Origin of the sequence: Devosia sp. A16 (genome assembly GCF_001402915.1) — a bacterium.
Classification (GTDB): domain Bacteria; phylum Pseudomonadota; class Alphaproteobacteria; order Rhizobiales; family Devosiaceae; genus Devosia_A.
Genome location: NZ_CP012945.1, coordinates 349,711 through 370,663, shown reverse-complemented (window position 1 = coordinate 370,663; position 20,953 = coordinate 349,711). Strand labels below are relative to the sequence as shown.

Below are 20,953 nucleotides of genomic sequence, written 5' to 3'. Positions count from 1 at the left end.
TTTCGAACTCGTTACCCGCTTGGACGGGCGACGAAATTTGATCGGCGCAAGTTGCCTCGCGCCGGAGTCAACTCACGCATTGTCCTTGAACAGCACTTCGCGATCCTGGGTGAAGTTGGCGAGCAGCGGCAGCGAGGCGCCGCCCATGGCGCGGGCGGCATTGCCGATGCTGCCCGGCAACAGCCGGAACGGCGACAGGCCCTGGCGGTTGATGCGCCCCACGGCGGCGCCGGTGCGCTCGATGATGCGGCTGCGTACATCGGCGGGAAAGGCCCCGTCGATCAGCACCGTCTCGACATCGATCACCGCGATGGCGGCGACGATCGAGTAGGCGAGGCTCTCGGCCACTTCGTCGATCCAGCGGTCGAGCGCCTCTCCCAGGTCGTCGCCCCAGTCGTCCGGCGATTGCCAGAGGATCTCGGGGTTGCGGCCGATGGCCAGCAACTCGCGCTCCAGCACGTAGATCGAAGCGACGTTCATCAGTTGCGGGGTGCGCCCCGGGGGCACGACATGGCCGGGATCGGGCGCCGGCATCGAACCGAGCGCGCCGGCATTCTGGGTGCGGCCGGGGAACAGATGGCCGTTCAGCACGAGCCCGCCACCGATGAACGAACCGATGAAGACGTAGAGGTAGTCGATGTGGTCGGCGCCGATGCCGAACATCAGCTCGGCGGCGCAGGCGGCGGTGATGTCGTTGGCGAAGTAGACCGGCCATGGGCAGATCTCGGCCATCATGGCGCGCACATCGACCTGCCGCCAGGCCTCGATCTCGGCCCTGGGCGCGCCGATCTCCTGGTGCCAGGTCCACATCTCGTAGGGCGCGGCGATGCCGAGGCCGGCGATTCTTGCCACCAGCGGCGGCGGCAGCCCCTCCAGCAGTTCATCGATGCCGGCGCGGGCGAACTGGCGGATGCTTTCGGGAGTGGGGTAGGGGTAGGTCTTGTGCAGCAGCTTCAGGATCTGGCCGGTAAAGTTGATCAGGTAGAGATCGACGCTGCGCCGGCCGATCTTCAGCCCGAAGCTCAGCGCTCCCTCGGGGTTGAGCGAGTAGGGCACCAGCGGCTGGCCGACCTTGCCGCGCTGCGGCGTGCCGCGCAGCAACAGGCCATCGGCTTCAAGCGCATTGGTGATGATCGAGATGGTCTGCGGCGACAGCCCGGTCAGCCGGGCGATGTCGGCCTTGGGCAACTCGCGGTGGCGGCGGATCAGCGACAGTACCAGGCGTTCGTTGTAGAGCCGCACCCCGGTCTGGTTGGTGCCGCGACTGGCGGCTCCCGGCTTCAGGCCAGCCTCTCTGCTTGTCGGCCCGGTGACCACTGTTCCCGACCTCGCGCCCAGATCTGTTGACAATTCTCTCGTTCTCCGTCGTGTCCACAAAAGCCACGCCGGAGCCGAAACGGCAATCGATTACATGGGGTTCTTACCCCCTCCCGAACGAAAGGATTATCCCTCGTATCCGCCCTGTCAATTAATAAATCAAATGGATTAATTTATTGACAGGCCGCGAGGGTTGCGCTGAATATCGCTTTCGGTTCGGGGAGGAGCGCCCACCAAGGGCAGCTCAGCGCCCCTGATCGAAACGGTCCTGAGGAGCGGCGAAACGCCGGTGGACCGGATCACAACGATGGCAACTATCGTAACCGTGGGAGGACTACATGGGACTTAGCTATCTGAAGATGGCGCTCTGTGGGGCGATCGTCGCCGGCGGCCTGATGAGCGGCGTGGCGCTCGCGCAGGAAATCACCGTCGGCCTGATCACCAAGACCGAGACCAACCCGTTCTTCGTCAAGATGCGCGAGGGCGCCGAGGCCAAGGCCAAGGAACTGGGGCTCAAGCTGATCACCGCCGCCGGCAAGTTCGACGGCGACAATGACGCCCAGGTGGCGGCGATCGAGAACCTGATCTCGGCGGGCGCCAAGGGCTTTGCGATCGTGCCGTCGGATTCGAAGGCGATCGTGCCGACGATCCAGAAGGCCAAGGATGCCGGCCTGATGGTGATCGTGCTCGATACGCCGCTCGATCCGATGGATGCGGCGACCGCGACCTTTGCCACCGACAACCGCAAGGCCGGTGACCTGATCGGCAAATGGGCGGCCGGCACGCTGGGTGACAAGGCCAAGGACGCATCGATCGTCTTCCTCGACCTCGCTACCAACCAGCCCACCGTCGACTACCTGCGCGACCAGGGCTTCATGGCCGGCTTCGGCATCGACGTGAAGGACCCCAACAAGTACGGCGACGAAGACGACAAGCGCATCTGCACGCACGAAATCAGCCAGGGCGACCAGGAAAAGGGCCGCACCGCAATGGAGAACGCGCTGCAGAAGTGCCCGAACGTCAACGTGGTCTACACCATCAACGAACCCGCGGCAGCAGGCGCCTGGGAAGCGCTGAAGGCGGTGGGCAAGGATGACGGCTCGGTGCTGATCGTCTCGGTCGATGGCGGCTGCCCGGGCGTCGCCAACGTCAAGGCGGGTGTGATCGGCGCGACCAGCCAGCAATACCCGTTGAAGATGGCGTCAATGGCCCTCGAAGCCATCGCCACGGGCAAGCTGCCCGAGATCGACCCCAAGGCCGGGTTCCTCGATACCGGCGCGACGCTGGTGACCGACAAGCCGGTGGCCGGCGTCGAGTCGATCGACACCACCAAGGGCGCCGAGCTCTGCTGGGGCTGATCTGCTCTCCGCTGCTTCTCCTTTCCCCTCCAAGGGGGCGCGATAGCGCCCTCCGAGGGGAGAGGTAGCGCAGCTGCGAGCATAGCGAGTTAGCGAAGCTGGGTGAGGGGTGCAGCCTCTCCGGCATGCTGGAAGAGCCAGCATATCGTGAGGCTTCACCCCTCATCCGGCCCTCTGGGCCACCTTCTCCCCTGAGGGGAGAAGGGATGCAGTCTCCACTTTTCGAGGGTACAACGATGAGCGACGACGCAGCCGGTTCGGCGACTGCTGAGACTGGATTGAAGGGCGCGGCCAGCGAGGTCGCGAGCTTCGAGGAAGACCGCAAGGGGATCGTCCGCACCATCCAGGGCATCCTGCACGAATATCCCACCCTCATCCCGCTCATCGTCCTCGTCGTCGGCACGGTGATCTTCGCCATCGCTGCGCCCGGGAAATTCCTGTCGCCATTGAACCTGTCAGTGGTGCTGCAGCAGGTAACCATCGTCGCCATTCTCGGCATGGCGCAGACCCTGGTGATCCTCACCGCGGGCATCGACCTCAGCGTCGGGCTGATCATGATCCTGTGTTCGGTGGTCATGGGGCGCACCGCCGTCACCTATGGCGTTCCAGTCTGGATCGCCTTTCCACTCGGCCTCCTGGCCGGCATCGCCTGCGGCTTTCTCAACGGCATCCTGGTCACTGCGTTGCGGCTGCCGCCCTTCATCGTGACGCTCGGCACCTGGAGCATTTTCGGGGCGCTCAACACTTTCTATTCCAACAGCGAGACCATCCGCTCACAGGACATGGAAGCGGCGGCGCCGTTCCTCTTGTGGCTGGGCAAGCTGTTCAAGCTCTACGATATCGGGCTGTTCTTCGGGCTCGACCTGCCATGGTTGCGCGGCTGGGTGGTCACCTATGGCTCGGTGCTGATGATCGTGCTGGCGATCGTGCTCAGCTACATCCTGGGGCGAACCGCCTTCGGCCGGCACGTCTACGCCACCGGCGACGACCCCGACGCGGCGCGGCTCTCGGGCATCAACACCAACCGCGTGCTGCTCGCCGTCTATGCGCTGGCCGGGCTGATCTGCGCCATCGCCGCCTGGGTACTGATCGGGCGGATCGGCGGGGTCAGCCCGCAGGCAGGGCAGACCGCCAATCTCGACTCGATCACCGCCGTGGTGATCGGCGGCACGAGCCTCTTCGGCGGGCGCGGCTCGATCATCGGCACGCTGTTCGGCGCGCTGATCGTCGGGGTGTTCCGCAACGGGCTGGCGCTCTCGGGCCTCGCGTTGCTGTGGCAGGATTTCGCCGTCGGCGTCTTGATCATCGTCGCCGTCACCATCGACCAGTGGATCAGGAAGATTTCGGCATGAGCGAGCTGACCAACACGACGCTGCCATCAGGCAATGCCGGGGATATCGTGCTCGAGGGCAGGGGCCTCAACAAGCGTTATGGGCGCGTCGTGGCGCTCGACAACGCCGATTTCGACCTGCGCCGCAACGAGATCCTCGCCGTGATCGGCGATAACGGCGCCGGCAAATCGACGCTGATCAAGGCGCTGTGCGGCGCGGTGATCCCCGATAGCGGCCAGATCCTGCTAGACGGCCAGCCGGTGCATTTCAAATCGCCGATGGATGCGCGCGATGCCGGCATCGAAACGGTGTACCAGAACCTGGCGCTCTCGCCCGCGCTGTCGATCGCCGACAACATGTTCCTGGGGCGTGAACTGAGGAAGCCGGGCTGGACCGGCAACCTGTTCCGCCGGCTCGACCGCACCAGGATGGCCAAGATCGCCCGCGACAAGCTGAGCGAACTGGGCCTGCTGACCATCCAGAACATCCACCAGTCGGTCGAGACACTGTCGGGTGGGCAGCGGCAGGGCGTGGCGGTGGCGCGGGCCGCGGCGTTCGGCTCACGCGTGGTGATCATGGACGAGCCGACGGCGGCGCTCGGGGTCAAGGAGAGCCGGCGCGTGCTCGAACTGATGCTCGACGTGAAAAAGCGCGGCTTGCCGATCGTCCTCATCTCGCACAACATGCCGCACGTGTTCGAGGTCGCAGACCGCATCCACATTCACCGGCTCGGCAAGCGCATCGCGATCATCAACCCCAAGGAATTCTCCATGTCGGATGCAGTGGCGATCATGACCGGGGCGATGAAGCCGCCGGTCGAGGGCGCCACCGGCCCGACGCATCACTACCAAGTCGGCGAGGCCCCCCAGTTACAATGACCAAAATGCGTGCCCTGGTGCTCGAAAAGCAGCACGAACTCAAACTCCGCGACATCGACCTGCCGACCGAGGTCGGGCCGGGCGAGGTCAAGATCAAGCTGCACACGGTGGGCGTCTGCGGTTCGGATGTGCACTACTACACGCATGGGCGGATCGGCCCGTTCGTGGTCAACGCGCCGATGGTGCTGGGGCACGAGGCGGCCGGCACGGTGGTCGAAGTGGGGGCAGGGGTCAGCACCCTCAAGGTGGGCGATCGCGTCTGCATGGAGCCCGGCATCCCCGATCCGAACAGCAAGGCGTCGCGGCTCGGGATGTACAATATCGATCCGGCGGTCACCTTCTGGGCGACGCCGCCGATCCATGGCGTGCTCACCCCCTATGTAGTTCATCCGGCCAACTACACCTTCAAGCTGCCCGACAATGTGAGCTTTGCCGAAGGCGCCATGGTCGAGCCGTTCGCCGTCGGCATGCAGGCAGCGACCAAGGCCAAGATCACCCCGGGCGACACCGCCATCGTCATGGGCGCCGGGCCGATCGGCACCATGGTGGCGCTGGCGGCGCTGGCCGGCGGTTGCGCGCGGGTGATCATCACCGACCTGGTACAACCCAAGCTCGATATTGCCGGGCGGTACCAGGGAATCATTCCGGTCAACATCAAGGACAAGAACCTCGTCGAGGAGATCAACCGCCTCACCGAGAACTGGGGCGCCGACGTGGTGTTCGAGTGCTCGGGCAGCCCGCGGGCCTGGAAGGGCATCGTCGACGTGGTGCGGCCGGGCGGCACCATCGTGGTGGTCGGCCTGCCGGTAGAGCCGGTGGATTTCGACATCGCTTCGCTGTCGGTGAAGGAAATCACCATCGCCTCGGTGTTCCGCTACGCTCACCAATACGACAGGGCCATCGCGCTCATGGCCTCGGGCCGGGTGGATCTGAAGCCGCTGATCTCCGAGACGTTCAGCTTCGAGGATTCGATCAAGGCCTTCGACCGGGCGGTGGAAGCGCGGCCGACCGATGTGAAGCTGCAGATTTTGATGGAGGCCTAGACCGGAGCGTGGGGGAAGGCCCCCTCACCCGGAGCGCTGACGCGCTCCGACCTCTCCCCCAAGGGAGAGGTGGCGGTTGCGGCACGATGGTGGCCCACGTTCACCTCTCCCTCTGGGGGAGAGGTCGCCGCGCAGCGGCGGGTGAGGGGGCCTTTCTTTGTATGGAGAACTGGAATGGACCTCGGCCTCAAATCCAAACTCGCCGTCATCACCGGCGGCAGCGTCGGTATCGGGCTGGCGGTGGCCGAGGGGTTTGCGGCCGAAGGGGCCAATGTGCTGATCACGGCGCGCGGCTCGGAGCGGCTGCATGCCGAGGCGTCGCGCATCGGGGCGAAATACCGGGTCGAGGCGCATGGCGTGGCCGCCGACGTCGCCACCGCCGAGGGCTGCGCCAAAGTGGTGGCGGCGGCGGCGCAACTGGGCGGTGCGCACATCCTCGTCAACAATGCCGGCACCGGCTCGAACGAGACCATCGCCGAAGCCGACGACGCAAAGTGGCAGTATTACTGGGATCTGCACGTGATGGCGGCGGTGCGGCTGGGGCGCGGGCTGGTGCCGCAGATGAAGGCGCATGGCGGCGGTGCCATTCTCCACAACGCCTCGATCTGCGCCGTGCAGCCGCTCTGGTACGAGCCGATCTACAACACCACCAAGGCGGCGCTGATGATGTTTTCGAAGACCCTCGCCAACGAGGTGGTGGGCGACAATATCCGGGTCAACACGGTGAACCCGGGCCTGGTGCGCACGCCCGACTGGGTGAAGACGGCCAAGCAATTGGCCGGCGAAGACGGGTTCGAAGCGCACCTGCAGGCCGTCGCCGACGAAGCCGGCGGCATGAAGCGCTTCGCTACCCCCGAGGAGATGGCGAATTTCTTCGTGTTCCTGTGCTCGGACAAGGCGAGCTACTCGACCGGGTCGACGTATTTTGTCGATGGTGGGTGGTTGAAGACGGTGTAGGGCCGGGGTGCCTATCTCAGTGACAGAAAGTTTTCGCGGTGCCGGTCGATCACGCCCAGCGCGATGATCGCCGACACCGCGAGTCCGACCGGGAGCGCAGGCAGCATCGCGCCCTCGGTCAGTCCGGATGCCGCCGGAAAATCCGGCGACAGATCTGCTATTCCGCCGGCTGGGCGGCGCGGGGCAGGCGGGCCTCGCTGCGGGCGATACTGAAGCCGATCGGCACCACGAGGATCGCGACGAGGATGAACAGCCCGTAAAGCCAGTTGGCCGCCGCGACCAGGGTGGGCACCGCCGCCGCGAGGCCGGCGAGGTTGACGATCAGGCCGCCCAGCGCCGCGCCGAGGCCTGACGCAAACAGCTGGATGGTGCTGAGCGCCGCCGAGGTGACGTCGTGTTCGCCGTCGGGCGCTGCCTGCATCACCCGCGGGGTGAGCTGCGTCCAGGCGGTGCCGATGCCGACCCCCATGATCAGCAGCGAAAGCCCGATGGGGATGATGAAGCCGAGGCTCGAGGTCGGGTTCTGGTGGCCGACGAACAGCGCCAGGCCGATCGCCGAGATCAGCACCAGCACCGGGCCGCCGGCGATGATCAGGCGGGCGCGGCTGCCGGTCCAGCCGGCGGTCAGCATCGAGCTCGAGCTCCAGCCGACGGCGACCAGCGCCACCATGTAGCCGGCGGTGAGCGGCCCGAGGCCATGCAGGGTCTGCATGAACAGCGGAATGAAGATGTCGGAAGTGATCGCCATCTGCAGCAGCACCATGGTGCCGAACAGCGAGGCGAGCAGCGTGCCGAAGCGGAAGGTGCCGGTGGGGAAGAGCTTCTGGCGCGCGGTCCGCTCGATCAGCCCGAACAGCACCAGCGCCAGGATCGCGACGGCGGTGAGACTGCCGGCGACGACGATGTCGTGCGACAGCGCTCCGGCGGTCGACAGCGCCAGCACGGCGACGATCATCAACCCGATCTGGCGGATCGGCAGGCTGGTCATCCCGGCTTCGCTGCTCCTCGCGGGCACGACCTTCACCGCCAGCAGGCCGACCAGGGCAGCGAACGGCACCAGGATGAAGAAGGCCCAGCGCCAGATGCCCAGTTCGGCGAAGACGCCGCCGATCGAGGGGCCGACCAGCGTCGCGATGCCCCAGATGCCCGAGGCGAGTGCAAAGGCGCGGGCCCACAGGTGCTCAGGGAACACCAGGCGCACCATCATGAAGGTGAGTGCGGCGAGCAGGCCGCCGCCGAAACCCTGGAGGGCGCGCCCGACCAGCAGAATCGGCATCGAGGGCGCCAGCCCGCAGATCAGGCTGCCCAGGCCGAACAGGGTGGCGGCGATCAGGTAGTTCTGCCGCGGGCCGAGCCCGAACGGCCGCACCGCCGCGAAGATCGAGGCGACGATCGAGGCGACGATGAACACCGTCGTCACCCAGGCGAACAGGTCGAGCCCGCCGATCTCGGCCACCACCGAGGGCATCAGGGTGGAGCCGATATACACCTCGATGGCGTTCATGCCGACGCCGCCGGCGAAGACCGCCACGGGCAGCGCGTTGCCGCCGCTGAAAATCTCGCCCCAACCGTTCTTCGTCGCCATCGAAACTGCCGCCTTGTATCTGTCGAGCAGCCTCTGGCTGCATCAGGGCGCTACTGCTACAACCTCAACCTAACTTCAGGTAAAGAGGAAATCGCGATGTCGCGCGAACTTTCTGTGGGGCAGGTGGCCGAGCGCAGCGGCTTTGCCGTCTCGGCCCTGCATTTCTACGAGAAGAAGGGGCTGATCCGCAGCCATCGCACCGCCGGCAACCAGCGGCGCTATGATCGCGACGTGCTGCGGCGACTGGCTATCGTCCGCATGGGCACCGAGCTCGGCATCCCGCTGGCCGAGGTGGCCGAGGCGCTGGCGCACGTGCCGGCGGGACACACGCCGTCGGCGGCGGATTGGCGTTTGATGTCAGAGCTCTGGCACGACAAGCTCGACCGCAGAATCACACTGATGACGCGCATGCGCGACGAGCTCAACGGCTGCATCGGCTGCGGCTGCCTCTCGACCAGCAGCTGCCCGCTGATGAACCTCAACGACCATCTGGCGGAGGAGGGCAGCGGCCCGCGCCGGCTGATGCGCGAGGGCAAGGGCAGCTATGTGAGCTGAGGGGAACTGGGCGAGGCGCCGACCGTTGAGAGCGGAGCGTCAACAGGGTTCCGCCAATGGATCTCGTCACCAGCTTCGGCTACGAGCCGACCCATACCCCGCAGCACATCATCCTCATTCGACTGCTGATTGCCGCCGCACTCGGCGGCTTGATCGGCTGGGAGCGGGGCGCCCAGGCCGGCACCGCCGGGCTCCGCACCCATATCCTCGTGGCCTTGGCGGCTGCCCTGTTCACCACGCTCGCCTTCGAAATCTATCACGAGGCGCTGGAGGGCGGCAGCAACAACCCCGATCCGATCCGCGCTATCGAGGCGGTGACGGCGGGCATCGCCTTCCTGGGCGCCGGCGCGATCTTCCAGCAGCGCGGCAGCGTGCAGGGGCTGACGACCGGCGCAGGGATGTGGCTCGCCGGGGCCGTCGGTGTCACCGCGGCACTGGGCTACTATCTGATTGCCGCCGTCGTGGCGGTGTTCGCGGTGATCGTACTGGCGGCGCTCAGGGCGTTCTCACACCACGTGGTCAGCGTCCACAACGACAAGATCGACAGGGGAACAGAGCCGCCGAAGGATCGTTGAGTCTGCATTCGACCCGAAGGAGGTTAGAATGCCTGCCAAATCCCAAGCCCAGCAGAAGGCCGCCGGCGCGGCGCTCTCAGCCAAGCGTGGCGACACCAAGAAATCGGAGCTGAGAGGCGCGTCGAAGTCGATGTACGAGTCGATGAGCGAAAAAGAGCTCGACGAGATGGCCTCGACCAAACGCAAGGGCAAGCCCGAACACAAGAGCGAAACCAAGCACTGAGGCTCGTACGCGAGCCGGCGCGGGCTGACCCGCGTCCCCTACCTCTCACAGGGGGTAGGGAGATGATAGTCTCGATCTTGGTGTTGGCGTCTCCTTCCCCTTTCCTGGGGGAGGAACAGGGGTAGGGGTCGCCCGCACCCAACAAGCGATCGCGCGACCTACTCGATCGCCGGTGGCGGCTCGGGCAGTTGCGGGTCGGCGCCTTCACCGAAAATCTGCTGACCCTCATTGTCCCAGATGCGGACGACCTCGCAGCTCGTGAGATAGTCCTTGGCGCATTCGGCCTGGACCACCGCATCAAGGCTGGCCCGATCCTGCTGGTCGCAGACGAACTTGTGCCAGTGCGGGCCTTCCTGGTGCTGCATGAAGATGTCGGCGACCCAGCCGGCGGGATAGCACCAGAGGTTGGGAGTGCATTCGTCGGGGCCGAGCCCGCTTTGCTGGGTACATTGGGCCACGGCGCAATCCATCGCGTCGCTGGCGAACGGGCCGAAGCAGATGCCCAGCCCGGCCTCGGGGGCCTGGGACACGGCAATGCCGTTGAAGGCGGGGAGCACGAAATTGTCGACGGCCTCATCGTCCTGCGCCAGCACCGGCATGGCGACGAGCCCCAGCATGGCGGCAGCGAAGATCGACATTCTGAGCATGAGTGCCTCCGGTTGAGCACGCGCGACAGGGCGGTGGTTCGCGGCGGCAGGACCGCCGGGGGAGGCAGGAGAGTGCGGTGATCCGGGTCGGCCGGTCAAGGCGGCGGCCGGCAGGAGAAGCGCGGTTGCGGTGGGAGAACGTTCCGCAACCGCGCCTTCGCCTGCTGGCCCCAGTGGCCCGCCGCAACTGGGTGCACACCGAACATGGCCGCTACCCACCGGGACAGTGGATGCGGCCCGAGAACGGGAAGGCGGGGCAGCGTCAGGAGGGTCGCGCCCCGTCTTTCCGTCGTCGTATGGCGGCCGCCGCGTGAGGGAACGCGACGGGCCGCCGGTTGGGTCGGAGCTTGGGGTCTCCGGCCCAGGACCGCCCGGGTCGCCGCAGGGATATCGGCGGTCGGGGCGGTAGCTCAGTCGTGGGGCCGCGAAGCCCCCGGGATCAGAAGAGACGGAGAGCGCATTTGGGAATGCAATCGGCAGTGGCCTGCCTCAATGCAACGCGCTCCCCGCCCGGCACGTAACCTGTGGACGCAGTGATTACGTGCCAACCGCATCCAGGTGCTGATTGCGCACCCAGAAACTGACGATGGCCGCCGCTTCGCGGCGGTAGGAATTGATGTCGGCGTGCCGCTCGAACACGGCGTCGGCGCCGGCGGACAGCAGGGCCTCCCGCGGCTCGCGCTCCAGCGAAGGAGCAATCGCCGCGATCAGCAGCGAGTGACCGTCACGCGCGGCGCGCAGCTTGACGATGAAATCCATGGTGGCACTGGACGAAGCCTTGAGGTCGACGATCACCAGGCCGGGAATGGTGGCCAGGTCGTCGTCGAGCAGCCGCTGAATTTCGGCCGTCGCCAGAGCTTCGCCGTTGAGCCAGCTCACGGACGGCGCGCCATGGGCGAGCAGCATCCGGATCATCAGCCGGGCCGAATGGGAGTCATCGTCGACCAGTGCCATGAAGGGCTGGCCGGTACCAATAGCGTCCATAATGGTTCCTTCTTGCCGCGTGGCCGCAGCAATGGCCGAAAGCTCTGTTCAGTCGTCGATCCGGTCGGCAGCTGGAAAGCTGGAGGAACGGCGTCCCCTCACCACCACGAAACGGTCCGTGGCTGACTGCGTCATGCTGCGACGAGCCGGCATATGATGGTTTGATGCCGTCCCGCCTAGGCAAAGGTATGTAACAACGCAGTAACGAGGCTTGCGATTAACATGTAAATCGATGAGGTTCGGGCACGGAGGTGCCCGCGTGGGGGAACCGTTGTCGCAGTCGATGCCGCCTCGGGCGGAGGTCGAAGCTGCCCTGGCGCGCATCCAGGAGTGGCCGGGCCTGGCGCGCTCGCCGCAACTTGCCCGGTTTCTCAACTACATAGTGACCGCGCGGCTCAACGGAAACGAGACTGCCATCAAGGCCTACGCCATCGCGGTCGATGTGTTTGGACGGCCGCAGAGCTTCGATCCGCAGAGCGATCCGATCGTGCGCGTGCAGGCGCGCCGGCTGCGCGCCGTGCTCGAGGAATACTACGCCGCCGAGGGCGCGTCCGAGCGCGTCAGGTTTTACCTGCCGGTAGGACGTTACATCCCCGAATTCCGGGTTCCGGCCGATGAGGCGACGACGCCGGCCGGTGAATCGGCGGCAATGGGGGCCGGCGCCTCGGCCGTGCCCGCGCCCCCCGGTGAGCGGTCGTGGCTGGCGCGCCTCGATGATATCGTGCTGGTCGTGGTGCTGGTGTTCGTGGCGTTGGGAATTGCCATCGTGATGACGCAGGTGCTGGCCCCGCGGCAGGTCCGCGTGACAGTGCCGACACCGCCGGCGGTGTCGGTGAGCGAGTTCACCTCGATGACAGCCGGCGGCGCGCCGAATCCTGGCGTCGCCGGCCTTGCGGTGGAACTGGTGACCGATCTGGGGCTGTTCCCGTTCATCGATGCGGTCTACCTGCAGCGCAATGGCCAGACGGCGCATGCCGCCGATTTCGAGCTCTCGGGAATCTCGCGGGTCGAAGGGCCTCAGATGCAAATCACCGCCAGCCTCAAGCGCTCGGGCAGCGATACGGCGGTCTGGAGCATGACGCAGAAGATCGCGGCGGCGGACTTTCCCACCAGCATCGATGCGCTGTCGCGGGCCTTTGCCGATCAGCTTGGCGCCCTGGATGGGCCGTTGCATAGCGAGGCGCTGCAATGGCTGGCCACCCATGTCGATCTCGCCGGCAACGAGACGGAGTATCTGTGCGGCCTGCTGTTCACCCGCTACCGGGGAAGCGGTCGTCCGGACGACGAGGAGCGGGCACGGGGCTGCGTCAACGGGCTGCTGCGCCGCCTGCCCGACTCGCCATTTGCGCTGGCGATGAGCAGCACGCTGCTGCTCGATGTCACCCGCCGGACGCAGCCGCCGTCGGCGCGCGACCCCGAACCTATCGCCCAGGCCGAGCGGCAGGTCGAGGAGGCGCTGACCCTGGCGCCGACCTCCAGCCTGGTCTGGCGGGAATATGCGTTCTTCCTCGAACAGGTGGGGCGGGTCGGCGAAGCCGAGGCGGCATTCACCTCGGCGCTGCAGCTCAACCCCGCCAATGTGGACGCTTATGCGGGCTATGCGAGGCTGTTGTCGCTCAGGGGCAAATCCGAGAAGGGCGAGAGGATGGCCGGCGACGCGCTGCGCCGCGCCATGGCGCCACCCTATTGGTATCACGAGGCCCCGGCGGTCAACGCACTGCGCGATGGCAACTATGCCGAAGCGCTGATCCAGGCGGAGGCGCTGGCCGCCGGCGATGCCGAGCTGGCCTCGGCCATCGCAGTCACGGCGGCGCGGCGGCTGGGCTCGGAAGATGCGCTCAATCGCTCGATTGCGCAGCTGCTCGAGGTGACGCGCTTCCGTCGCTTCGGTATCCTGCCGGTGCTTCGCCAGCGGCTGGGCGATCCCGAGTTGCGCGGTGAGATCGGCAACGCGCTGGCCGCAGCGGGCGTTGAACAGGCGGCGCTCAACGGGCCGTACTGAGCGCAGGCAGGTTTTGCAGGTCGGAGTTCCCATGAGTTTTCGCGCCCTTGTCACCGACAGGCTTGTCGACGGTGAATTGCGCAGCAGCATCAAGACCGTGACCGAAGAGCAATTGCCCGACGGCAATGTGCTGGTTGCGGTGGAATGGGCGGGGCTCAACTACAAGGATGCGTTGTGCCTCAGCGGGCAGGGCGGGCTGGTGCGGAACTACCCGCATGTCGCCGGCATCGACTTCGCCGGTCGCGTGGTGGAGAGCAGTGACGCGCGCTACCACCCCGGCCAGGCGGTGATCCTCACCGGCTGGCGGGTGGGAGAGCTCCACTGGGGCGGCTATGGGCAACGGGCGCGGGTCAACGCCGACTGGCTGGTGCCGCTGCCCAAGCGGTTCTCGACCCGCACGGCGATGATGCTGGGGACGGCCGGCCTCGCCGCCATGCTGGCGGTCAACCGCCTGCAGGCTGAAGGCGTGCGCGCCGGGGACGGCGAAGTGCTGGTCACCGGAGCGGGGGGCGGCGTGGGCAGCATCGCGGTGCTGCTGCTGAGCCGGCTCGGCTACCGCGTGGCGGCGCTGACCGGACGGCCCGAGCTCGCAGAACAGCTGACGCGGCTCGGCGCCAGCCGGATCGTCAGGCGCGACGAGGTACTGACGCCGACCGGCAAGGTGCTCGACAAGGAACTATGGTCGGGCGCCATCGACTCGGTCGGCGGGCCTCTGCTGGGTGAGGTGCTGAAGAAGGTGCGCTATGGCGGGGCGGTGGCGGCGATCGGCAATGCCGGCGGCCGCAACTGGGATGCCAGCGTCATCCCGTTCATCCTGCGCAATATCTCGCTATGCGGCATCGATACGGTGATGCAGCCGTTCGAGGCGCGGCGCTCGGCCTGGGACCGGCTGACCACGCTGTTCGTGCCGGCGGCGTTCGAGCCGATGCTGACGGAAGCGCGGCTCGAGGATTTGCCGGGGTTGGCGGCTCAGATGCTGGAAGGAAGGATCACCGGCAGGGTGGTGGTGAACCCGCGGGATCCGCCGACTTGAGCTGCGAATGTCGGTGTGCTTGGCGCCCCTCACCCCGGCCCTCTCCCCAGAGGGGCGAGGGGGCGTTGCGGCACGGTCGGCGCAAAAGGCGTCCCCTCTCCCCGAGGGGCGCCAAGCCCTCCGCCCCTCAGTGCACGGCCGTCTTCGAGAACAGGTTGATGACGATCACCCCCGCCATGATCAGCCCCATGCCGATCAGCGCGGGCAGGTCGAGCAGCTGCTTGTAGATCAGCCAGCCGGCGAGTGAGATCAGGACGATGCCGACGCCCGACCAGATGGCATAGGCGATGCCCACCGGCATGCTGCGCAGCGTCAGCGACAGGAAATAGAAGGCGACGACGTAGCCGACGATCGAGATCAGCGACGGCCAGAGCTGGGTGAAGCCGTCGGCGGCGCGCAGGGCCGTGGTGGCGATCACCTCGGCAACGATGGCAACCGCCAGATAGGCGTAGGCGATCACGCCTCGGCCCCGAAATACTTGCCGGCGAGCCGCACGAAGGCGGCGCCGCGTTCCTCGAAGTTCTTGAACACTTTTCCGGCGGTCTCGAGCTGACCGTAGCTCGGCGCGCCGGGTGAGAGGATCACCGTGTCGAATTTGGCCTGTCGTCCGGCCAGGGCCTTGACGGCGTCTTCGAGCGTCCCCGCTTCGATCACCTCGATTTCGGGCGCTGCGGCGTAGGTCAAGGTGGCGAGGCGGTCGCCCGTGACCGGCAGGCAGACCAGCACGCTGACGCCGCGCGGCGCCAGCAACTGGGACAGCTCGGCATAATCCTGGTGGCGTTCGTGACCGCCGGCGATCAGCGCGATGCGGCTGCCCTGATAGGCGGCGAGCGCGGCCTTGGTGGCTTCCGGCGTGGTCGAGATCGAGTCGTTGACGAAAATCACGTCGCCGACCTGGTGTTCCTCGAGCCGGTGCGGCAGCGGGGTGAACTTGCCGATGCCGCGCACCACGCCCTCGAGGTCCGCGCCGGCCTTCATGGCAATGGCGGCGGCAAGCAGCGCGTTGTTCAGGTTGTGCTCGCCCTTGAGGCGGGAACGCGCGACGGCGCCGGCGATGCGGTCGTGAATGAACGGGGCGAGCGGCGGGATCAGCCGCTTGGGGTCGCGCAGCGCTTCCATCACCAGCGGATTGCCCAGCGCCCCGACGCCCAGCGCTACCGGGAAGGGGGCGTCGCGGTCGATCAGGTTTAGCTTGTCCTGGTAGTAGCGCTCGACGCTGCGGTGCCAGTCGGTGTGTTCGGGCGAGAGGTTGGTGATGGCGGCGATGTCGGGGGTGAACGCCATGTCTGCGGTCTGGTAGCTCGACAGCTCGAACACCACGATCGGGTGCTTGTCGGCGATCTCCAGCGGCGCGAGGCCGACATTGCCGGCGAGGCCAGCGTCGAGGCCCGACTCGACCAGCATCAGGTGCACCAGGGTGGCGGTGGTCGATTTGCCCTTGGTGCCTGAGATGGCAATGACCTTGCGCCCTTCGCGATAGGCCTCGCCCCAGAGGTTGAGGTTGGAGGTGACGGCAATGCCGGCCTCGCGCGCCATGGCAAAGACCGGGCGGTAGCGCGACACCCCGGGGCTCTTGACGATGGTGGCGAACAGCCGGCTCTCGATCGCCTGCGTCAGGTCCGCAGGGGCGATGAAGGTGGCGTCCTCGATATCGGCTTCGCCGCTGTCGACCGTGACATAGACCTTGGTGGCGGGCGAGCGGGCCGCGATGAAAGCGCGGGTGGAGCGGGCCTCGCGGCCGGCGCCGTAGAGCAGCACGGGTTCGTCAAAGCGCATGCGGGGCGACTCGCTCGAAGAGGTCCTTCGGGATGAGGTGTTCTGGGCTATCGATCATCAGTTCGGCAAGGGCGTCGTCGAGCCGCTGGCTGCCATATTGAGTCAAGAGATCGGGCTTCAGCATTGAAACGATTGGCTCATCTGCCCATTCCGGTCGCCTGGTCAGGGCCCAAAGGCAGGCGGCGGCTTCCTCGATCTCGCCGACGCACTCCCAGGGCTTCTGCCCGGCGAGGCCGGTGAGCTCGCGGAACGAGCGCTCGTGGCTGGACTGGCTCAAGAGGTTCTGGCCGAAAATGCCGACCAGCCGGTCCTTGTCCATCACCGGGGCAAAGATCAGGAACACGAAATGGCACTTCGGACACTTGCCGCACCAGAGCGGGCCGTCATGCCCGGCCAGCTTGAAGTTCTCGTTGCAGCTCGAGAACACGTGGTCGAAGCGGCTCACCCGGGCGAACAGCGCGGCGATCCTCGCCTCCGAATAGGGGCGGAGCAGCGAGAAATAGCCGAGGCTGCCGCCGGTGGCGTGCTCGAGCACCTTGGCGATGAGGTTCTCGAAATCCAGCGATTTGGAATGCTGGTGATTGGCCTCACGGCCGTCGAACTCGACATTGCCCTCGCTGGCCGAGCGCTCGTTGGAGAGGACGATCCGGTTGTGGGAGAACAGCAGCGCGGTGAGCGCCGCGACCATCGAATTGATGGCGGTCGAGGGTACGTGGCCGTTGTAGTAGCCCGGCTCCTTGCCGAGCCGGATCATCTCGGGGTCGAGCTTGCGGCTCACATAGAGCGGCGAGCGGCCGATCGTATCGACGCTCCCGATGATCGGCCCCTTGGGGTTGACGGCGAACGGGGTGAAATCGACGCCGGCCGCCTCCAGCAGTTGCACGCTCACCAGCGAATCCTTGCCGCCGCCGATCGGCAGCAGGGCGCGGTCGCGCAGCGCCGGGGCGGCTGGGGCGGGGCCGTGATCCTCGGGATCGTCGATCTCGATCTCCCCGAAGCGCTTGAGGTTGTTGCGAGCGTAGAACTCGCCGAGGCCGTTCTCATAGACGTCGAGGGCGAAGTCGTGCTCGCGCACGGTCAGCGGGAACGGAACGACGGTGCGATAGGGGGCTCGCAGCTTGAAATAGCTGACGCCCAGGACGACGGCGGTCAGCTGCAGCAGCTTGAGGAACGAGGGCGTCGCCGCAACGGTGGCATCGCTGCCGGCGGGGAACGTGAGAACCTCGGAAAAGCCCAGGTCGCCCAGCCGGTAGCGGAACGTCGCCACGCCCGTCACGGCGTCGAAGGCGGGCTGCTCGATGGTGAAGGTTTCGGTCACGCTCAATAGATCCTGAGGCTCAGTCTGAGCACAATATCGGTCGAAAGGCGCTGAAAGCCAAACTCGCGCAGCGTGCACTGCCAGGCAGTGCCGAGACGCTGGATCGAGAACAGGTTGTAGCGCGCCGGATCGTGCCCGCCGGTATCGCCCTGTGCCGCGCCGGCCGCCGCGACGCCGACCACCGGAACATCCCCGGCCGGCCCGGGGATGGCATAGATCGAGGATTGGTGGGTATGGCCGTGCAGTACCAGCTCGGCGCCGTGCTCGGCGATGACACGGCGAAAGGCCTTGGCGCCATAGAGCCCGAGCCGCGGATGCGCCTGCTCCTGGTTGGGCGGGTGGTGGATCAGGACGACGCGGAAATAGCCGCCGTCACCGAGCAGCTTGAGGCAGCGGGCCAGACGCGCCGCCTGGTCCTCCTCGAAGCGGCCGGCAGCGATCCACGGGGCCGTGGGCACGGCGCTGTTGCACGAGACGATGGCGACATCGCCGACGCGGCGGACAAAGGGGAACGGCTGATCGTCGACGGTCTCGCCCATGACATAGCCGTCCCAGCGGTCCATCGCCTTTTGCAACTGGCCCTTGATGTAGGCGTCGTGATTGCCGGGGGAAACGCAGACCTGTTCGGGCGGGCCGACGGTTTCAAGCCAGTTGTAGGCAGTATTGATCTCGGCATCGAGCGCCAGGTTCACCAAGTCGCCGGTGACCACGGTGAAATCGGGGTTCTGCTCGCGCATGTGGCGCACCAGTTTGGTCAGGCCGTCGCCCGCCATGGTATGCTCGCGCTTGATCTTCCAGTTGAGGAAGCCGGTAACCCGCTTGTTGATCAGGTCGCGCGCCCGGACGGGCGGCAGCGGGGCCAGGTGAACGTCGGACAAATGAGCGAGCGTTATCATCGCCCGGCGTAATGCCATGCGGCGCGTGGCAAGAAAATGCCCTAAATGGCGCCACCAGCCGTTGAACGCCAGTCGGAGTATACCCATGAGCAGGATGATGAGCCGTTGGCAGCGGGTGCGAACCAGCGCGCATCTGTTTATCGTCGGGGTAAGGCGGCGCATGGTGCTGGGCACCCGAGCCGCACTGATCGACAACGATCGCGTGCTGCTGCTGCGCCATACCTACATGCCGGGCTGGCACTTTCCCGGTGGCGGCGTGGAGCCGGGCGAAACCGCCGAGGAGGCGGCCCGTCGGGAGGCCGAAGAAGAAACCGGCTTTCGGGTCGAAGGCAAGATGCGGCTCCTCGGGCTCTATCTGCAGAAGCACGAGGCCACCAACCGCGACCATGTGGCGGTCTATGTCGGTCGCAGCTTTCGCGAGGTGAAGCCGTTCCGCCCCAACGGCGAGATCGCCGAGATCGGCTGGTTCCCGCTCGACCGGCTGCCTGAGGGGATGAACCCGGGCACGGCCCGGCGCATCGCCGAGATCGCGTCCGGGACGGAGGATCTGCCGGGGCTGTGGTAGGGGCGGAGCAAGGGGGGACCGGGTTTCAGCGCGCCAGGCATCCCCACCACCACGCTGCCATGGAGCCAAGCGGCGGCGGGGGACGTTAGCCCGGGCATGACCCACCGGGAAGGAGTTCTGAAGATGCCATCACCGACTCGTCGACGGCTGCGCCTCTCGGGCGGAGCGGAGTTGTCGTTCCTCACGGCCGGAGAGCCGTCGCGGCCGGCGCTGCTGCTGGTACACGGCTTTCCCAATGCGGCGCGGATGTTCGAGCCGCTCATGCGCTCGCTGGCGGACGAGTGCTACCTGATTGCCCCGGATCTGCCCGGCTACGGCGAGTCCGATGTGCTGGCCGAGCCGTCGTTCTCCGGCTTCGGCGAGGCGCTTGCCGAGTTGCTCGAGCAGCTCGGGGTCGGGCCGCGCTATCTCTATGTGCATGATTTCGGCGCGGCGGCGACGCTGCATCTGGCGATGCGGGCGCCCGAACAGGTGCTGGGTCTGGTCATCCAGAATGCCAATGCGCACCGCACCGGCTTCGGCCCGCAATGGGAAAACTCGATGGCGTTCTGGGCCCATCCGACGCCGGAGAACACCGCCGAGGTGATGTCGGTGCTCAGCCTCGAGGGCATGCGCGACCAGTATGTCATGGGGGTACCGGAGGATGTGGCGGCGCGCATCCCGGCTGCCGAATGGGAGGAGGACTGGCGGGTGATGAACCTGCCGGGTCGGATGGACACACAACGGGCGCTGCTACGCGACTATGGCCGCTATGCCGAGCGGTTCGGCGAGATTGCCGACTACCTTCGTCAGCACCAGCCACCGGCCCTGCTGCTGTGGGGACGGCACGATGCGTTTTTCGCCATCGCCGAGACGGTGTCGTGGATGGAGGACCTGCCGCGCATGGAGGCCCACATTTTCGACGCCGGACACCTGCTGCTCGAGACCCACTCGGCGGTCGCGGCGCCGCTGATCGCGGGGTTCATCCGCCAGGCCGAGCAACAGGCGGGCAGGGCCTAGCGTTCAGCGCTCGGGCGGGCCGAGTTCGGCCGGCACCGCCAGCATCAGGTGGTGCGGCCTGACGCGGGCGTGATAGCGATCGAGCGCCCCAGCCAAGACGCGGCATTGCGCTTCGAGCACGGCGATGTCACGCGGGAGCATCTGCTCGCCGCTGGCCCGCGCCCCCCGCCGCGGAACTGGCCCCTGCCGGGAACCGGACCCGATCTGAGCCGGCCAAAAGGCACCGATTTTTGGTCCAGCCAGATCGGCGGCCTCGTCCCCGACGGCCGGTTGCATGCGCTGCCGGCGGACCGGGCGGGACGTTTCGCAACTAGTCCGCCCTCGCGCCGATGCCCTCGAGGACGAGGCGGACGATGCGCCGGATTTCACCGTCGCTGAACCGGGCGGTACTCAGGGCGGTGAGCATCGCCTGCCCGTAGATCCCGAGGAGCAGCAGCGCCATGAACTCCGCATCCTCGTCACGCCGGATCACGCCCTGCTGCTGGCCGTGGAGCAGGATGTCGCGGACCAGCCCCTGGAACGATGGCCGATCCGGTGGGGTGGTCGAAGGGCGTTCGGGCGGGCTCAGCGCCAGCCGGGCGAGGGAGGGGTTGGCGAGGCACCAGCCGGCGCTGTCCAGCAGCACGGCGACGAGCAGCGGCAACGCATCGTCGTTGGCGGCGATGCGGGCCCGATAGCCGGCGTCACCTGCCTCGACCCGGGCAATCAGGGTGAGGGCGATCTCATCCTTGGAGCTGAACAGGTTGTAGAGCGTCTTGCGGGTCAGCCCGGCCCGCACGGCGATCTCTTCCATCGAGGTATTGGCAAAGCCCAGCGCCCGAAACGCCTGGTCGGCGGCGTCGAGGATCAGGGCACGGGACCGGTCGGTTCGCTTCAGAGTTGTCATATGTACACAGTAGTGTAAATTTATA

General features: G+C 66.7%; 22 protein-coding genes. 12 read left to right on the top strand and 10 right to left on the bottom strand.

Annotation, left to right across the window (positions count from 1 at the left end):
- Positions 1-72: 72 nt before the first annotated feature.
- Positions 73-1,317: an ROK family transcriptional regulator gene (locus APS40_RS01830; RefSeq protein WP_055045431.1), complete on the bottom strand. Its 1,245-nt coding sequence runs from the start codon at positions 1,315-1,317 to the stop codon at positions 73-75.
- A 338-nt stretch (positions 1,318-1,655) separates the two neighbouring features.
- Between APS40_RS01830 and APS40_RS01825 the strand changes: the two genes are divergently transcribed.
- The 5 genes from APS40_RS01825 (at position 1,656) to APS40_RS01805 (ending at position 6,884) form a co-directional block, all read left to right on the top strand.
- Positions 1,656-2,675: a substrate-binding domain-containing protein gene (locus APS40_RS01825; RefSeq protein WP_055045430.1), complete on the top strand. Its 1,020-nt coding sequence runs from the start codon at positions 1,656-1,658 to the stop codon at positions 2,673-2,675.
- Positions 2,676-2,911: 236 nt separating this feature from the next.
- Positions 2,912-4,027 (top strand): ABC transporter permease, encoded by a 1,116-nt coding sequence (locus tag APS40_RS01820; RefSeq protein ID WP_055045429.1) that lies wholly within the window; start codon positions 2,912-2,914, stop codon positions 4,025-4,027.
- Positions 4,024-4,884: an ATP-binding cassette domain-containing protein gene (locus tag APS40_RS01815; protein WP_055045428.1), complete on the top strand. Its 861-nt coding sequence runs from the start codon at positions 4,024-4,026 to the stop codon at positions 4,882-4,884. The genes APS40_RS01820 and APS40_RS01815 overlap by 4 nt, the downstream gene beginning before the upstream one ends.
- Positions 4,881-5,927 (top strand): NAD(P)-dependent alcohol dehydrogenase, encoded by a 1,047-nt coding sequence (locus tag APS40_RS01810; protein ID WP_055045427.1) that lies wholly within the window; start codon positions 4,881-4,883, stop codon positions 5,925-5,927. The genes APS40_RS01815 and APS40_RS01810 overlap by 4 nt, the downstream gene beginning before the upstream one ends.
- Positions 5,928-6,101: 174 nt before the next feature.
- A complete protein-coding gene (locus APS40_RS01805) occupies positions 6,102-6,884 on the top strand; it encodes an SDR family NAD(P)-dependent oxidoreductase (protein WP_055045426.1) in 783 nt (260 codons plus the stop codon).
- Between the two features lie 157 nt (positions 6,885-7,041).
- On the opposite strand, the gene APS40_RS24345 is transcribed toward APS40_RS01805, so the two are convergent.
- Positions 7,042-8,469 (bottom strand): MFS transporter, encoded by a 1,428-nt coding sequence (locus tag APS40_RS24345; protein ID WP_082434130.1) that lies wholly within the window; start codon positions 8,467-8,469, stop codon positions 7,042-7,044.
- Between the two features lie 90 nt (positions 8,470-8,559).
- Here APS40_RS24345 and soxR point away from each other — a divergent pair, with 90 nt between their 5' ends.
- From soxR to APS40_RS01785, 3 genes are read left to right on the top strand one after another with little or no spacing between them, the layout of a single operon-like run.
- Positions 8,560-9,024 (top strand): redox-sensitive transcriptional activator SoxR, encoded by a 465-nt coding sequence (gene soxR / locus APS40_RS01795; protein ID WP_055049517.1) that lies wholly within the window; start codon positions 8,560-8,562, stop codon positions 9,022-9,024.
- Positions 9,025-9,080: 56 nt separating this feature from the next.
- Positions 9,081-9,599 (top strand): MgtC/SapB family protein, encoded by a 519-nt coding sequence (locus tag APS40_RS01790; RefSeq protein WP_082434129.1) that lies wholly within the window; start codon positions 9,081-9,083, stop codon positions 9,597-9,599.
- 28 nt (positions 9,600-9,627) lie between these two features.
- Positions 9,628-9,822, top strand: a complete 195-nt coding sequence (locus APS40_RS01785; RefSeq protein WP_055045424.1) for a DUF3008 family protein — start codon at positions 9,628-9,630, stop codon at positions 9,820-9,822.
- Between the two features lie 158 nt (positions 9,823-9,980).
- Here APS40_RS01785 and APS40_RS01780 read toward each other — a convergent pair whose 3' ends face one another.
- Positions 9,981-10,469: a hypothetical protein gene (locus APS40_RS01780; protein WP_055045423.1), complete on the bottom strand. Its 489-nt coding sequence runs from the start codon at positions 10,467-10,469 to the stop codon at positions 9,981-9,983.
- 537 nt (positions 10,470-11,006) lie between these two features.
- Positions 11,007-11,453 (bottom strand): response regulator, encoded by a 447-nt coding sequence (locus APS40_RS01775; RefSeq protein ID WP_055045422.1) that lies wholly within the window; start codon positions 11,451-11,453, stop codon positions 11,007-11,009.
- A gap of 259 nt (positions 11,454-11,712) precedes the next feature.
- Between APS40_RS01775 and APS40_RS01770 the strand changes: the two genes are divergently transcribed.
- Together APS40_RS01770 and APS40_RS01765 are read left to right on the top strand one after the other, a co-directional pair.
- Positions 11,713-13,455, top strand: a complete 1,743-nt coding sequence (locus tag APS40_RS01770; protein WP_156342788.1) for a tetratricopeptide repeat protein — start codon at positions 11,713-11,715, stop codon at positions 13,453-13,455.
- A 31-nt stretch (positions 13,456-13,486) separates the two neighbouring features.
- Positions 13,487-14,488 (top strand): MDR family oxidoreductase, encoded by a 1,002-nt coding sequence (locus APS40_RS01765; protein ID WP_055045420.1) that lies wholly within the window; start codon positions 13,487-13,489, stop codon positions 14,486-14,488.
- A gap of 127 nt (positions 14,489-14,615) precedes the next feature.
- Here APS40_RS01765 and APS40_RS01760 read toward each other — a convergent pair whose 3' ends face one another.
- From APS40_RS01760 to APS40_RS01745, 4 genes are read right to left on the bottom strand one after another with little or no spacing between them, the layout of a single operon-like run.
- Positions 14,616-14,948: an SMR family transporter gene (locus APS40_RS01760; RefSeq protein WP_156342787.1), complete on the bottom strand. Its 333-nt coding sequence runs from the start codon at positions 14,946-14,948 to the stop codon at positions 14,616-14,618.
- Positions 14,945-16,264 (bottom strand): Mur ligase family protein, encoded by a 1,320-nt coding sequence (locus tag APS40_RS01755; protein WP_055045419.1) that lies wholly within the window; start codon positions 16,262-16,264, stop codon positions 14,945-14,947. The genes APS40_RS01760 and APS40_RS01755 overlap by 4 nt, the downstream gene beginning before the upstream one ends.
- Positions 16,254-17,582, bottom strand: coding sequence for a hypothetical protein (locus APS40_RS01750; RefSeq protein ID WP_156342786.1), 1,329 nt, complete (start codon positions 17,580-17,582; stop codon positions 16,254-16,256). Before APS40_RS01750 ends, APS40_RS01755 begins: the two co-directional genes overlap by 11 nt.
- A gap of 2 nt (positions 17,583-17,584) precedes the next feature.
- A complete protein-coding gene (locus APS40_RS01745; RefSeq protein WP_055045417.1) occupies positions 17,585-18,460 on the bottom strand; it encodes a metallophosphoesterase family protein in 876 nt (291 codons plus the stop codon).
- Positions 18,461-18,563: 103 nt separating this feature from the next.
- On the opposite strand from APS40_RS01745, the gene APS40_RS01740 reads away from it, so the two are divergent.
- Both APS40_RS01740 and APS40_RS01735 read left to right on the top strand, forming a co-directional pair.
- Positions 18,564-19,043 carry an NUDIX domain-containing protein gene (locus tag APS40_RS01740; protein WP_335338173.1) on the top strand — a complete coding sequence of 160 codons (480 nt, stop codon included), beginning with the start codon at positions 18,564-18,566 and terminating at the stop codon, positions 19,041-19,043.
- A 123-nt stretch (positions 19,044-19,166) separates the two neighbouring features.
- Positions 19,167-20,042 (top strand): alpha/beta fold hydrolase, encoded by an 876-nt coding sequence (locus APS40_RS01735; protein WP_055045416.1) that lies wholly within the window; start codon positions 19,167-19,169, stop codon positions 20,040-20,042.
- Positions 20,043-20,045: 3 nt separating this feature from the next.
- Here APS40_RS01735 and APS40_RS24715 read toward each other — a convergent pair whose 3' ends face one another.
- Positions 20,046-20,183, bottom strand: a complete 138-nt coding sequence (locus tag APS40_RS24715; RefSeq protein ID WP_156342784.1) for a hypothetical protein — start codon at positions 20,181-20,183, stop codon at positions 20,046-20,048.
- 169 nt (positions 20,184-20,352) lie between these two features.
- Positions 20,353-20,928, bottom strand: coding sequence for a TetR/AcrR family transcriptional regulator (locus APS40_RS01730; protein ID WP_082434127.1), 576 nt, complete (start codon positions 20,926-20,928; stop codon positions 20,353-20,355).
- Between the last annotated feature and the right edge of the window lie 25 nt (positions 20,929-20,953).

Excerpts from the sequence above, each read along its gene's own strand:
- APS40_RS01825 (WP_055045430.1), top strand. The coding sequence starts at position 1,656 with ATGGGACTTAGCTATCTGAAGATGGCGCTCTGTGGGGCGATCGTCGCC.
- APS40_RS01820 (WP_055045429.1), top strand. The coding sequence starts at position 2,912 with ATGAGCGACGACGCAGCCGGTTCGGCGACTGCTGAGACTGGATTGAAG.
- APS40_RS01815 (WP_055045428.1), top strand. The coding sequence starts at position 4,024 with ATGAGCGAGCTGACCAACACGACGCTGCCATCAGGCAATGCCGGGGAT.
- APS40_RS01810 (WP_055045427.1), top strand. The coding sequence starts at position 4,881 with ATGACCAAAATGCGTGCCCTGGTGCTCGAAAAGCAGCACGAACTCAAA.
- APS40_RS01805 (WP_055045426.1), top strand. The coding sequence starts at position 6,102 with ATGGACCTCGGCCTCAAATCCAAACTCGCCGTCATCACCGGCGGCAGC.
- APS40_RS24345 (WP_082434130.1), bottom strand. The coding sequence starts at position 8,469 with ATGGCGACGAAGAACGGTTGGGGCGAGATTTTCAGCGGCGGCAACGCG.
- APS40_RS01790 (WP_082434129.1), top strand. The coding sequence starts at position 9,081 with ATGGATCTCGTCACCAGCTTCGGCTACGAGCCGACCCATACCCCGCAG.
- APS40_RS01785 (WP_055045424.1), top strand. The coding sequence starts at position 9,628 with ATGCCTGCCAAATCCCAAGCCCAGCAGAAGGCCGCCGGCGCGGCGCTC.
- APS40_RS01780 (WP_055045423.1), bottom strand. The coding sequence starts at position 10,469 with ATGCTCAGAATGTCGATCTTCGCTGCCGCCATGCTGGGGCTCGTCGCC.
- APS40_RS01775 (WP_055045422.1), bottom strand. The coding sequence starts at position 11,453 with ATGGACGCTATTGGTACCGGCCAGCCCTTCATGGCACTGGTCGACGAT.
- APS40_RS01765 (WP_055045420.1), top strand. The coding sequence starts at position 13,487 with ATGAGTTTTCGCGCCCTTGTCACCGACAGGCTTGTCGACGGTGAATTG.
- APS40_RS01755 (WP_055045419.1), bottom strand. The coding sequence starts at position 16,264 with ATGCGCTTTGACGAACCCGTGCTGCTCTACGGCGCCGGCCGCGAGGCC.
- APS40_RS01740 (WP_335338173.1), top strand. The coding sequence starts at position 18,564 with ATGAGCAGGATGATGAGCCGTTGGCAGCGGGTGCGAACCAGCGCGCAT.
- APS40_RS01735 (WP_055045416.1), top strand. The coding sequence starts at position 19,167 with ATGCCATCACCGACTCGTCGACGGCTGCGCCTCTCGGGCGGAGCGGAG.
- APS40_RS24715 (WP_156342784.1), bottom strand. The coding sequence starts at position 20,183 with ATGCTCCCGCGTGACATCGCCGTGCTCGAAGCGCAATGCCGCGTCTTG.
- APS40_RS01730 (WP_082434127.1), bottom strand. The coding sequence starts at position 20,928 with ATGACAACTCTGAAGCGAACCGACCGGTCCCGTGCCCTGATCCTCGAC.